The 13,963-nt window shown below is 64.0% G+C and carries 7 protein-coding genes and 1 tRNA gene; 3 read left to right on the top strand and 5 right to left on the bottom strand.

Annotated elements, in window-relative coordinates; genetic code table 11:
- Positions 1-13: 13 nt before the first annotated feature.
- The gene (locus tag ACVOME_RS09905) at positions 14-952 is read right to left on the bottom strand and encodes an ROK family protein (protein WP_262219006.1); all 939 of its coding nucleotides are present in this window, start codon (positions 950-952) and stop codon (positions 14-16) included.
- The gene (locus ACVOME_RS09900) at positions 945-2,111 is read right to left on the bottom strand and encodes an SIS domain-containing protein (RefSeq protein WP_262219005.1); all 1,167 of its coding nucleotides are present in this window, start codon (positions 2,109-2,111) and stop codon (positions 945-947) included. Before ACVOME_RS09900 ends, ACVOME_RS09905 begins: the two co-directional genes overlap by 8 nt.
- Positions 2,112-2,433: 322 nt before the next feature.
- On the opposite strand from ACVOME_RS09900, the gene ACVOME_RS09895 reads away from it, so the two are divergent.
- The 3 genes from ACVOME_RS09895 to ACVOME_RS09885 all read left to right on the top strand — a co-directional run bounded on the left by ACVOME_RS09895 (position 2,434) and on the right by ACVOME_RS09885 (position 10,303).
- Entirely contained in the window at positions 2,434-5,787 is a 3,354-nt protein-coding gene (locus ACVOME_RS09895; protein ID WP_262219004.1) for a TIM-barrel domain-containing protein, read from the top strand.
- Positions 5,788-5,906: 119 nt separating this feature from the next.
- Complete coding sequence (locus ACVOME_RS09890) at positions 5,907-8,882, top strand: TonB-dependent receptor domain-containing protein (RefSeq protein ID WP_065181474.1); 2,976 nt, start codon at positions 5,907-5,909, stop codon at positions 8,880-8,882.
- 65 nt (positions 8,883-8,947) lie between these two features.
- On the top strand, positions 8,948-10,303 hold the full coding sequence (locus ACVOME_RS09885; protein WP_111187265.1) for a Gfo/Idh/MocA family protein: 1,356 nt from the start codon (positions 8,948-8,950) through the stop codon (positions 10,301-10,303).
- 187 nt (positions 10,304-10,490) lie between these two features.
- Here the strand turns inward: ACVOME_RS09885 and ACVOME_RS09880 are convergent.
- The 3 genes from ACVOME_RS09880 to ACVOME_RS09870 all read right to left on the bottom strand — a co-directional run bounded on the left by ACVOME_RS09880 (position 10,491) and on the right by ACVOME_RS09870 (position 13,937).
- Positions 10,491-10,567, bottom strand: a tRNA-Arg gene (locus tag ACVOME_RS09880).
- Between the two features lie 410 nt (positions 10,568-10,977).
- On the bottom strand, positions 10,978-12,003 hold the full coding sequence (locus ACVOME_RS09875) for an acyltransferase family protein (protein WP_481505040.1): 1,026 nt from the start codon (positions 12,001-12,003) through the stop codon (positions 10,978-10,980).
- A gap of 89 nt (positions 12,004-12,092) precedes the next feature.
- Positions 12,093-13,937 carry an acyltransferase family protein gene (locus ACVOME_RS09870; RefSeq protein WP_262219002.1) on the bottom strand — a complete coding sequence of 615 codons (1,845 nt, stop codon included), beginning with the start codon at positions 13,935-13,937 and terminating at the stop codon, positions 12,093-12,095.
- Positions 13,938-13,963 lie beyond the last annotated feature (26 nt).

The raw sequence follows: 13,963 nt of genomic DNA, 5'->3' as shown, positions 1-13,963 counted from the left end.
ATGCTCCGGACAATCAGGAAAACGAGGGTTGGCAGGCAAGCAGCGCGGCACCGCGCGCGCCACCGGCATCGCCGAAGCGCGGGGGCACGATCGGCGGCACCTGCACGCCGTTGAACAGATGGGCAGCGATTGCCGCCGGCAGCTGCTGGTACAGCGGGGTGTACTGCGAGAGGCCGCCGCCGAGCACGATCACATGCGGGTCCAGGGCCAGCACCAGCGCAGCGAGGCTGTGGCCGAGCAGGTCGCGGTGGATGTCCAGCGCGCTGCGTGCGCGCGCATCGCCGCCTTCGGCCATCGCGATCACCGCACTGGCATCGACGGCCGCACCGCCCAGGTGGCGTTCGATCATCGCCAGACCGCTGCCGGACACATAGCGCTCCACGCAGCCCTGCAGGCCGCATGCGCAGTCGATCAACGGCAGGCCGTGACGCTGCAGCAGGTGGCCCGGCACGCTCCAGTGGCCCCATTCCCCGGCCAGGCCGTTGAAGCCGGACAGCAGGCGACCCTGCAGGCAGAAGCCGCCACCGGCGCCGGTGCCGAGGATCGCGCCGAACATGCTGGGGTAGCCGTCGGCTGCGCCGCCATGCGCTTCGGACAAGGCGAAGCACTGCAGGTCGTTGCCGAAGTGGAGCGGACGCTGCAGGCGTGCCTGCAGATCGGCCGCCACGCTGTGGCCGGTCAGCGCCGGCACGTTGGCACTCAGCTGGCGGCCCGTGCGGCGGTCACGCACGCCGGGCAGCGCGATGCCGATGGCCGCATCGTTGCGGCCCAGTGCGGCATCGGCGTCGGCGACCAGCGCCACCACCGACCGCAGAAAGCCATCGTAGTCACCCTGCGGAGTGGCCACCCGGCGGCGCCAGGTGACCTGCATCGCCGCATCGCACGCCACCAGCTCGATCTTGGTGCCGCCGATATCGATGCCGTAGCAGGCATGGGCGATCAACTCAGCCATGGTGGATGGTGACACCCTTGACCACGCGGTTCACCGTGCCGTCGGGGAACGGATTGTCCGGGGTCAGCCCCAGCGCGGCCGAGCGCTGCAGTGCGAACAGCTGGCCGAAGGCCAGCCACACCGGCGCCAGCCAGGGATCATCCAGAACCGGCTCCAGGACGGGTACGGCGAGGGTGTAGTCATCGTCGGCACCGATGTCCGAATGCGGGCCGATGGCCAGCACCTGGCCGGCCACGCCATCGCGGCGCAGCTCGTCCAGCAGATCCTGCTCGTAGCGGCGTGCAAGCGGCTGCACGCTGCGCAGCACGATCACCAGGGTGCTGCCATCCAGCGTGGATTTCGGGCCGTGGCGGAAGCCGAGCGGCGTGTTGGCAAGCGCCAGCACGCGGCCGGCGGTCAGCTCCAGCACCTTCAGCGCGCACTCGCGCGCCAGCGCTTCCAGCGGACCGCTGCCCAGGTAGATGACGCGGTTGAAGGGGCGCTGTGCCAGCGCGGCCACCGGTGCACCCCACTGCGCCTGGCCTTCGCGGGCCAGCGCAGCGAGCTGCGTCAGGCGTGCCACCCGCGTCTGCCACGGTGAGCGGTCGAACACGGTCAGCGCGGCCAGCAGCATGCAGGTCAGGCTGCTGGTCATCGCAAAGGCGCGGTCGCAGCTGGCCGACGGCATCAACAGGGTGCAGGTATCGGCACGGCCGGCACCGCGCCGGGCCAGTTCGCCATCAGCGTTGCAGGTGATGTCGAGGAAGCGTGCGTCATCCACGTCGCTGCGCACACGGTCCACCGCTGCCACGCTTTCCGGGCTGGAGCCACTGCGGCCGAACGAAACCAGCAGGGTGGGGCGGTCGCGTTGCAGATACAGCGCCGGATGGGTCAGCAGGCTGGTGGTATGCACCACACGGACGTCAGCGGCCCACTGCGCGTTGATCGCATCGGCCACCATCTCGGCGATGAAGCCGGAACTACCGGCGCCAGTGAACAACACGCGCTGATCGGGATTGTCGAGGCGGTCGCCCAGGAAGGCCTGCAGGCGTTCGCGGGCCTGCAGCAGATCCTGTGCAAGCGCGTCCCACAGTGCTGGCTGCTGGGCGATTTCAGTAGCGGTATCGGCTCCGCCCCGGCGCTGCCAGGCGGACACATCGGAAAGCAGGGTGACGTCCATTCGGAGGTTCCAGTTGGGCCATCGCACGATCTGTGTTTTCTTTCGAAATGTCAAATACCGAAAGCAAAAAGAAAGATAAAGAGCGCTTGGCGTTTCTGGTAGACCGCAATCGTCCAAAACGAAAGGAATCGAAAAATGCCGTATCGCACCAAGCTTAACAGGGGGGTGCAAGCGATTACACAAAGTATTGCGCCGCATCACCTTTCGTTTCAGTCGAACTTATCTTACTTTTTGCTTTCCATTTGTTGACATCTTTCGAATCCCTGCCCTAGAGTCGGCCCAACCGCTTTCGAAACGCCCGGTGAACGGGTTGGGAGTCCGCGTGGAAATCTGCATTCGTCGCTCGCCGCTGATGCCGGCCCTGTTGCCGGTGCTGCTGCTGGCGTCCATGTCGGCCCACGCCGAACCCATCGGCAACCTGCGCTCGGTCACCGCCAGCAAGGCGGGCACGCCCGCCTGGGACCTGCAGACCGACACCGGCGCGCGTGTGCGCATCGAACTGCCGGCTGCCGACATTGTCCGTGTGCAGGCGGGGCGCAAGGGGGTACTGACCGGAGCCGGCGACAAGGCCGCGCCGATCGTGCTGCCCCAGCCCAGTGCCGACGTGCAGGCACAGCTGGAAGAAGATGCGCAGGAGATCCGTCTGCGCACCGGCGCACTCGTGCTGCACGTACAGCGCCAGCCGCTGCGCCTGCGGTTGGAGCGTCTGGACAATGGCCAGCCCACTGCGTTGTGGCAGGAGCTGCAGCCGCTGGACCTGGATGCTGCACAGAGCGTGCAGGTACTCTCGTCGCAGCCCGACGAAGGTTTCTTCGGCGGCGGCCAGCAGAACGGCCGTTACCAGTTCAAGGGACGCGAGCTTGAGGTGTCCTACTCCGGCGGCTGGGAAGAGGGTGATCGACCGAGCCCGGCGCCGATGCTGCTGAGCAGCCGCGGCTGGGGCATGCTGCGCAATACGTGGAGCGACGGCAGCTACGACCTGCGCCAGCCCGATCAGTCCACCCTGCTGCATCGCGAAGATCGTTTCGACGCCTACTACTTCGTCGGTGCCGATCTGCCGGCATTGATCGAGCGCTACACGCAGCTGACCGGCCGCCCCAACATGGTCGCGCGCTGGGCGCTGTCCTATGGCGATGCCGATTGCTACAACGACGGCGACAACGCGAAGAAGCCGGGCACCGTGCCCGAGGGCTGGAGCGATGGCCCGACCGGCACCACGCCTGACGTGGTCGACAGCGTGGCCAAGCAGTACCGGGCACACGACATGCCCGGTGGCTGGATCCTGCCCAACGACGGCTATGGCTGCGGCTACAAGCAGTTGCCCGAGACGGTGAAGGGTCTGGCCGGATACGGCTTCCGCACCGGCCTGTGGACGGAGAACGGTGTCGACAAGATCGCCTGGGAAGTCGGAAAGGCCGGCAGCCGTGTACAGAAGCTGGATGTGGCCTGGACCGGCAAGGGCTATCAGTTCGCGATGGACGCCAACCGCCAGGCGTTCAATGGCATCGTCGACAATTCCGATTCGCGTCCCTTCCTGTGGACGGTGATGGGCTGGGCCGGCATCCAGCGTTACGCGGTCGCCTGGACCGGTGACCAGAGCAGCAGTTGGGATTACATCCGCTGGCACGTGCCGACCCTGGTCGGCTCGGGATTGTCCGGCATGGCCTATGCCAGTGGCGATGTCGATGCGATCTTCGGCGGCAGCGCCGAGACCTACACCCGCGACCTGCAGTGGAAGGCCTTCACTCCGGTACTGATGGGCATGAGTGGCTGGTCGTCGAACGCGCGCAAGCACCCGTGGTGGTACGACGAACCCTACCGCAGCATCAACCGCGACTATCTGAAACTGAAGATGCGGCTGACGCCGTACATGTACGGGCTGGTGCACGACGCCGCGCAGACCGGCGCGCCGCCGGTGCGTGGGTTGATGTGGGACTACCCCCGCGATCCGCACGCGCAGGACGAAACCTACAAGTATCAGTTCCTGCTGGGCCGCGATCTGCTGATCGCACCGGTCTACCGCAGCCAGGCGGCCAGCCGCGGCTGGCGGCGCGACATCCATCTGCCGGCCGGTGGATGGATCGACTACTGGGATGGCCGCCGCGTGCAGGCGGGCGCCGAGGGCCGTCAGCTCGACCGCCAGGTCGACCTGGCCACGCTGCCGGTGTTCGTGCGCGCCGGGGCCATCCTGCCGATGTATCCGTCGATGCTGTTCGATGGCGAGAAGCCGCTGGACGAGGTCACCTTCGATCTCTATCCGCAGGGCGAATCGCAGTACACCCTGTATGAAGACGACGGCAACACCCGCCGCTACCAGCAGGGCGAATCGAGCACGCAGCAGATCCGCGTGCAGGCGCCGGCACAGGGCAGTGGCCCGGTCCAGGTGCAGATCGCGGCCGTGCAGGGCACCTACCAGGGCCAGCTGGCGCAGCGTCGCTACGGCCTGCGCGTGTTGAGCCGGCAGGCCCCGCGCGCAGTGCAGGCCGGCGCCCGTGTGCTGCCCGCGCTGGCCGACGCGGCAGCCTTCAACGGTGCCGACGAAGGCTGGTACTTCGATGCCCGTGAGCGTGGCGGCACCGTCCATGTGCGTACCGCCACGCAGGATATCCGCCAGCCACTGCAGGTGCAGCTGGACTTCGCCGTGACCGCCGCCGCTGCGGACGATGCATATCCGGCCGCGCCGGTGCTCGGCCGCGAGCTGCCGGCCGACAGCCTGCTGGTGGTCAACCGCCCGGCGGAAGAGCCTGGCCATCCGCTGGAGAACGCGTTCGACGATGACCCGGCCACCTGGTTCCGCAGCGTGCGCAACCAGGCCGTGCGCACCGGCGCCCACGAATGGGTGGTCGGCTTCGGTGAGCGCCGGATGATCGACGGCATCGAGTTGGCGCCACGCAACGACAAGAACTGGAAGCATGGCCAGGTCCGCGACTACGAGGTGTACCTGGGCGACAGCAATGGCGAATGGGGCGAGCCGATCGCCCGGGGCCGGCTGCAGTTGAAGGAAGGAATGCAGCGCATCGACTTCCCCGCACACGCTGGTCGCCTGCTGCGTTTCCGGGTGCTGAGCGTGCAGAACCCCGAAGGTGACGGCGCCAGCAGCACCGACCCGATGGTCACTGCGGCACAGGGCAGCGCCCGCGCGTTCGACGCGTTGCAGCCACGCGATGTCGGCCCGATCGCGCTGTCCACCTTCCACATCCTCGAGCACCAGGAACCGGAGCGACCGGCCCGGCAGCGCTATCTCTCCGAGCTGCCGGTGCCGGCCGCGCTGGCCAGCCAGGTGCGCGCCGACCAGGCGTTCCGTGGCGAGGCCGGCATGCGCATGAACGGCCTGCAGTTCCGCCGTGGCCTGGGAGTGGGCGCGAACAGCCGCATCGACCTGCGTCTGCAGGGCGGCTGGCGTCTGCTGCGTGCGGATCTGGGCATCGATGATGCCTGCCGCAGCGCAGGCGGCCTGCAGTTCCAGGTCTGGGGCGACAACCGCCTGCTCTACGACAGCGGCCTGGTGAAGGCGCCCGGCGTGGTCAAGCCGGAGCTGGACATCCGTGGCCTTACCACCCTGAGCCTGCGCACGCTGGGTGCGCAGGGCAGTCAACCCGCCCAGGTCTGTGCCAACTGGGCCAACGCCGTGCTGATCGGCCAGGAGGGCGACTCCGCCAGCATCGTCGCCCCATGACCCCTTCGTAACACCGCTCCTCCCCCGCCCATACCGACTGCGGCCTGCTGGCCGTGGCCCGGGAGCGTTTTGCCCGCTGATCCACATTCGCGCCGCACCCCTGCCAGGAGAGAACCCCGATGTTGCCCGCACGCTACCGCCGCCCCCCCTGTCGCACGATCGCTCCGCTGACGCTGGCCATTGCCGGCGCGCTGCTCTCGGTCGCCCTGCCTGCCGCTGCGCAGGACAGCAAGGACAACGCCACCGACCTGGCCCGCATCGAGGTCACCGGCTCCAACATCCGCCGTACCGATGTGGAAACCGCTTCGCCGGTCCAGGTCATCAGCAAGCAGGACATCCAGAACATGGGTGCGCGTACGCTGCTGCAGGTGCTCGACAACCTGCCGGCTGCCCGCCCGGCGCAGCAGGATTCGCGCTCGCTGTTCACCGGCTCCGACGGTGCCTCGCAGGCCAATCTGCGTGGGTTGGGCGCACAGGGCACGCTGGTGCTGCTGAACGGTCGTCGCCTGTCGTACTACGGCGCACCCGCCGGCTTCCAGACCCAGTTCGTCAACATCGATGCGATCCCGGCTGCCGCCATCGAACGCATGGAAGTGCTCACCGATGGTGCTTCGGCGGTGTACGGCACCGACGCCGTGGCCGGTGTGATCAACGTGATCACCAAACGCAACTTCCAGGGCGCGGAGATCAACTTCACCAACGATACGTCATCGCGCATCGACTCCTACGGTGAGCGCCAGGCCAGCATCACCGCCGGCTTCGGCGACCTGGCCGAGAACCGCTTCAACATCTACGGTGCGGTCAATATGTACCGCCGTGACGCGATCCCGCTGCGTGATTTCTACGACAAGCGTCCCGAGCAGTACTACGTCAACAATCCCAATTACCTGACGAACCTGCGCCTGGGCGTGGGCAGCAAGCCGGGTGAGTTCAACCCGGGCAGTTACTTCGCCTTCGATCCGGTCACCGGCCGCCGCGTGCAGGAGGCCGCACCCGGGTGCAAGAACGTGCTGCAGGGCGAGGCCGCCGGTCCGCGTTGTGTCTGGGAGACCTGGATGAACAACGAGATCGACGCCGGCGCCAAGTCCGAGCGCAACACCGCCTACCTCAATGGCACCTTCCTGGTGGGCGACTCGACCGAAATCTTCGCCGAGGCGACCTACACCGACATCGATCTGCGTGCCAATGGCGGTACACCCCGCAGCTATGGCACCACCACCGGTAACCCGACCAGCTGGTTCTCCCGCGATACCGGCACTACGGTCAACCAGTTCCTGTATCCCTACCTGGGGCCGAACAACGAGTACAACCACGCCAGCCCTGAACTGAAGGCGATGATGGGCGGCGTAGTTGGCCTGCAGTACCTGCTGCAGGATGCCGGCGCCAACTACTTCGGCCAGCGCAACACCGACAAGAGCTACCGCGTGCTGACCGGTGCACGTGGCAACATGGGTGACTGGAACTGGGAAACTGCTTTCGCCACCGCCGGCACGCACTCCACCACCTACCAGACCATCAACGTCAACCTGAAGGGCTTCGAGAAGGCCTTCGGCCCCTACTCGGTGGATCCGGGTACCGGGCGGGTGATCATTTCCGACCATCCGGCATACAAGTTCGGTGAGATCAGCGAAGCCAACGCAGCGCTGATCCGCGAGGCGTTCCCGACCTTCGACATCCAGTCTTGGACGCGCCTGCACACCCTGGACGGCAAGATCGAAGGCCCGCTGTTCCAGCTGCCGGCCGGTGAGATGCGCGCCGCGTTCGGCTTCAATGCCAGCCGCGAAACCTTCTACACGCCGGGCAATGCCGACGCCGCCGCCGGCCTGATCACCCAGCAGGGCGGCTCGTGGTTCGACGGTGCGCGCAACACCTATGCACTGTTCGCCGAAACGGTGGCGCCGATCACCGACAAGCTGGAACTGGATGCCGCGGTCCGCGTGGACAAATACCCGAACTTCAGCGCCAACGTCGCACCGAAGATCGGCTTCAAGTACCAGGCATTCGATCAACTGATGCTGCGCGGCACCTATTCGACCGGCTTCCGTGCGCCGAGCCTGGCCGAGTCCGGCAGCGGTGGCGTGTTCGCCCAGCTCGGTGGCTACCGCGATGAGGTGCGCTGCGCCGAGACCAACGCGATCGCCGACCTGTTGCGGCAGTCGCAGCGCGCCGGTGACGTGGACCTGGGCAAGAGCCTGGCCAACGTCGATTGCAGCCGCACCGTGGCCCGCATGACCCAGCCCAACCAGGACCTGAAGCCGGAGAAGGCCAAGATCGCCACCCTGGGCTTCGTCTACGAGCCGGCCAGCTGGCTGTCGGTGTCGGCCGACTACTGGTTCATCTACCGCAACAACGAGATCGTCGCCCCGGATTTCAGCCGTGATACCGACATCATCTCCTCCACCCGTTCGCCGATCACTGATGCCGATCGTGCAAACCTGGCCCAGCTGGCGGCGATGTGCGCCGACCCGGCCAGCGGTGTGAGCTGCCCCTCGGTCCTGCCCGGCTACAGCGTGGGCAACGTGGCCAGCGTGGTCGGCCAGTACAAGAATCGCGGCAAGACCTTGGTCGACGGCTTCGACGTGGACGCACGCAGCCGCTTCTCGCTGGGCGAGTGGGGCGGGCTGAACGTGGGCCTGGCCGCCACCATCGCCAATCGCAACCGCTACTACATGGATGAGGAAAGCGGCTGGTACTACGGCGACGTGGTGGGCTACTACAACAACCCGCGCCTGCGCGCCACGCTCAACGCCGACTGGACCTACAAGCAGGTGACCACCAGCATGTTCGTCAACTATGTGGGCGGTACCAAGTGGGCCCGTGACCGCGTGGATGAAGTGGATAACAACAAGGAGACCTGCACCGCCGGCTACCTGGCGCTGCAGGCCAGCAAGTGCGACGGCGCGCCGTCCTGGTGGACCGCCAACCTGAGCGTCACCTGGCGCCCCGACGACGCCTGGAACCTGAGCTTCACCGTCAAGAACCTGTTCGACCGGCTGCCGTTCTACGATCCGAACAGCTTCCTGGGTGACTCCAGCGACTACGCGACGATCTTCGGCCGTGGTTACAGTGTGACCATCGGTTATCGATTCAAGTAAGCAGGTTCGAGTGATCCAGCGCGCCGGTTGCGGCCGGCGCGCTTCCAAGAGGAGAGATGTTTGCCATGAAACGCAGGGAGTTCATCGCGGCCAGTGCCGCCGTCGCCGCCAGCAGCCTGTTGCCACAGACCCCGGCCTGGGCGCGCGGGCGCACGCTCCGCCTGGCCATGATCGGTACCGGCATGCGCGGCCAGGTGCTGTTGAAGGAGCTGGTGCGCCGCGACGATGTCGAGGTCATTGCACTGTGCGACATCGAGCCGATCATGCTGGGTCGTGCCGTGGACATGGTGACCAAGGCCGGCAAGCCTGCGCCGAAAACCTATGGCCAGGATCGCGACAGCAACGCCTGGAAGCGCCTTCTGGAACAGAAGGGCATCGATGGCGTGATCATCGCTACGCCGTGGGAATACCACGCGCCGATGGCGATCGCCGCCATGCAGGCGGGCGTGGCCGTAGGCTGCGAGGTGGTGGCCGGCATCACCCTGCAGGACCACTGGGATGTGCTGAAGACCCAGCTCACAACCGGCACGCCGTACATGCTGCTGGAGAACGTCTGCTACCGCCGCGATGTGATGGCCGCCCTGCAGATGGTGCGACAGGGCCTGTTCGGCGAGCTGGTGCATCTGCAGGCCGGCTACCAGCATGACCTGCGCGGGGTGAAGTTCAACTCCGGTGATCCCAGCCAGCCTTACGACAGCGGCGTGGAGTTCGGTCCCAAGGGCTGGAGCGAGGCACGTTGGCGCACCGAGCATTCGGTGGAGCGCAACGGCGAGCTCTACCCCAGCCACAGCATCGGCCCATGCGCGATGTACACCGGCATCAACCGCGGCAACCGCTTTACCCATATCAACGCTTTCGCGACCAAGGCACGCGGCCTGCACGAGTACACCGTGGCCAAGAGCGGTGGCACCACCCACCCCAGCACCCAAGTTAAGTTCAAGCTGGGTGACATCGTGACCACCACGCTTGCCTGCGAGAACGGTGAGACCATCCTGCTGCAGCACGACACCTCGCTGCCCCGACCGTACTCGATGGGCTTCCGCGTGCAGGGCACCAAGGGTCTGTGGATGGACGTCAACCACTCGATCCACATTGAAGGCCGCAGCCCGCCGCACCAGTGGGAAGAGTTCAAGACCTACCAGGATCAGTACGAGCACCCGCTGTGGAAGCAGCATGCCGACACCGCGGCCAGCGCCGGTCACGGCGGCATGGACTGGTTCGTCATCCATGCGTTCGTCGAGGCACTGAAGGCCAAGGCGCCGATGCCGATCGACATCTACGATGCAGTGACCTGGAGCGCGATCACCCCGCTGTCCGAGCAGTCCATTGCCAATGGCTTCCAGACGCTGGAGTTCCCTGACTTCACCGCTGGTGCGTGGAAGCAGCGCAAGCCGATCTTCGCCTTCGACGGCACGTACTGATCCGTACACCCACGGTAGCGCCGGGCCATGCCCGGCGTTGCTGTGTGGACCGGTGTGCTCGCCCCTGTGGCGCTGGGCCTGCGCTCGGCGGCTGCCGGTTCCCAGGTCTCAGCGTGGAATATCAGCGGCCTGCTGATTCTGGGGCCGTGCCGGTGGGCCAACAATCGATGGCCTGAGCAGGGAAAGATGGCGCGCCCGGAGGGATTCGAACCCCCGACCAATGGCTTCGGAAGCCACTACTCTATCCGGCTGAGCTACGGGCGCGTTGTAGAACCCACCGGTTGTCCGGTGGTAGGGCGGAATTCTAGCGGAGTCCACGATAAAAATCTGCCCCTGATTGCGCTGCTGGATTTCGAGCACAGAAGAACGGGCAATGTGGAACCGATGGCCGAAGCGCCCGGCCGCTCGCCCATCCGCAGGGAGGCCGACAATGAAGCCCGCTGGATCAGTCGAGAATCGCCTGATGAGATGATGGGACTCACGCTCAAGGTTGCCCGGTCCATGCGACAGGGGCATCGCCATACGCGCTCTGGCCGGTTCCTGAGTGCTCGCAATGCGGCTCGCAGTCGAACCCCGGCCCGGTATGGAGCACTTACCCGGTCGAGATGCCCCCAGCCTGGCCATGTCAGATGGCCTCGCCATCTGCAACTCCAGGCGGTTGGCGCAGCAGGCACCTAGCCGAGAATATAGCGGGCAGGGGATTCTGGAAGGCGCTTCCTCAGCAGGAACACAGTGAGACTCGTAACGGCCAGGCACAACACTGCACCGGATAGTACGAGCGCCAAACCGCTTGTTGACCATGGCCAGGAATCCTTCAATAGCGAAAGAATCGAGGGCAGGAACAACATATGGATCAAGTAAATGGCGTACGAGTTGCGTCCAAGCCAGGTGAGCACGCCGCCCTTGTGCAGGAGCGTCTGCGCATCGGCGAGGCGGATGGCCAATGCGAATAGTGCTCCTGAATACAGGAAATTCGAGACCTTGAGCTGCGAGAATGGGAAAGATCCGCCAATTGTCGCAAGCCAGTATTTACTCTCCAGCAGTCCAGCGGCGAAGGCAAGAAGCACAGCGCCAATGATGATGCGGAGCGGAATCCGTGAAGCATCGCGTCGCCACCCGGCTACCAGTCCGAGATGGTAGAAGGGGTACCAGACAAAGAAGGGCAGAGCATGAGCGGGAAAGCCCGATAGCCTGGTATTGGGTTCGATGGTCTGAAAATAATATGTGTATGCGATTCCCACAAGAGAAATGGAAATAATCACGATCCAGTGCGTTGTGAGACTCTTTAGACTCAGCAGCAAAGGAGTTAGAAGAGTGAACTGGCACAGGACAATTACGAAGTAGCCGATTCCTATTCCCGTTCCGAATACATAGCCTTTGAGTGCCGTGATTGGATCCATCCCTTCACGGAATGCTCCAACGCCCAGATAGATCGTGGTCCAGACCAGATACGGCGGCAGTATTCGCAGCAATCGGGAAGCATAGAATTCTCTGATGCAGGTAATCTGCCCCTTCGGAGCAAAGAAGCCTGCGGCTGCAAAGAAAAATGGGACTGCGAAGTTGGTCAGCTGTCTGATCCACATTTCCTGGGTGGCCGCGCCGGTTTCTGCTGTGCCGCCTGGGAATGCGCTGCACGCATGAATCGTAACGACTGCGGCAATGGCGAGCCCTTTCCAGTTATCCCAATATGCTGATCTCATGAATCATCCTTCAAAGGAACTGCGGGACGTCGCCAGTTGGTCAGCCATGTGGCTGCAATTCAATAACGGACAAAAGGGCGGCAACGCTATCATTCCCCGATGACGTCATCAATCAATGGCGCTATCTGCGCCGCTGCAAGACGTGCAGCCGACATGCTGGGATGATGCGAGTCAAAAAGTATGGCGTTACCGCCGGGCGCGAAGTTGCATATATCGCGTTGGCAAAAGAGCCTTTGAGGGGAATACAATGTTGCCGACTTCGACAGCGTGCTCTCAAGTTCTTTCATCCCTTCGAGTTGGATGACGTGTTTGGCGCTCCCACCGCGTGCAAGATAAGTTGGCAAGTCAGTGCGCTGGCTGATCATCGGAAACGGTCCAATTACAATGACATGCTTTCCGACACTCCTGAGGAACGACGCCGTTCTGGCAAGCTCGTTCTGCCTGGTCGCCGAGCGTGACACCGGTGATTCAAAGTATGCCGATAGAATTACGACGCCGGTTGACTTGTCATCGGCGAGGCTTTTGGCAACTTGCTTGTTCCAGTCACTGCACTGAGGGCGGTTACTCGTACCTACGCCGTTGGAGCTGGGCGGGCAGGATGAATAGGTGAGCTGCCTGACGGAAAAGCCCTGCTCACTGATAGCTTTCGCCATCTCTACACCATGGCTATCTCCCCACACTGCCACCTTGAGGCCATTCTTGGGACCAAGCACGCAGGCCGAAGAATAGTCAGGGAGGCCTCCGTCGAAATGGCACCGAGCCCGGTCTGGACTGTAGTCGTTCCTGGCGGCGTCAAACGCGACCGTCGAGGCAGGTAGCCGGCCCGGCCATCCTCCGAGAGAGGAATAGATTGCCGAGACGAACAACAAGATCGCGGTCGAGGAAGCTGCGCCTACGAAAAGCGTTCTGCTGCCGATCTTCGTGCGATCGCGGGTGGGTGATTCAACAAACCGCCACGTGAGCCATGCAAGCAGGGACGACAGAAGGATGACGATTGCCTTGCCCAAGCTGCTTTCGAGCCAGCCCACGTTCCTAAACAGGGTGATTACTGGCCAATGCCAGAGGTACAGGGAGTAGGAAATGTGGCCAATAAAGACCAGCGGCCTTGTGCTGAGCAATCGTCCAGCGAAGCTGCTGGGCCCAGCATAGATCAGCATGGCCGCGCCTGCGGTTGGCGCGATGGCCGCATAGCCGGGGAAGGGAGTCGACTTGTCATAGACAAAAACTGGAACCATGGTCAGCGCCAGTCCTATGGCGCCGATCAATCCAGAAGCCCGCGTTGGAGCAGGATTGTCTCGGGTCGAGATGTAGATGGCCAGAGCCGAACCCACCAGAAGTTCCCACGCGCGCGTAGGCAGGAGATAGAAGGCTGCCGAGGGCGATCGCGGTGTGAGATAGATGCAGGCGCCCAGTGAAAGGCCGATCGCTATCAGCGTTATCGCCAGTCGATATCGACGCGCGTACTTGACGGTCACAAAGAGTGCGAGGGGCGCGATCAGATAAAATTGCTCCTCGACACCCAGCGACCACATGTGCAGGAGCGGCTTGGCCTCGGAGACAGGGGAGAAGTATCCCGACTGCAGCCAGAAATTGATGTTTGCGACAAATAGCAGGGAAGACGCGACGTCGCGTCCGAACGGCTCGAACTCGCTGGGAAGCAGGATGAAAGGTGCGCAGATGATCGTGAAGAACACCACGACTGCAAGAGCAGGAAATATTCTTCTGATGCGCCGTTCGTAGAACGATAGAACACTGTAGGTGTTGTTATCAAAATCTCTCAGCAGAATTCCTGTAATCAGGAAGCCGCTGATCACGAAAAAAATATCCACACCGACGTACCCGCCGGTGATGAGCGGTATGCCTGTGTGATAAAGGAGCACGGGCAGGATAGCGATCGATCTTAGGCCATCGATATCTGCGCGGTACTTTTGCATCTGATTTCCCTGGTCGCCAACTGGGT

The organism is Stenotrophomonas sp. STEN008, from assembly GCF_056760435.1.
This window is presented reverse-complemented; position numbering and strand designations above follow the sequence as displayed.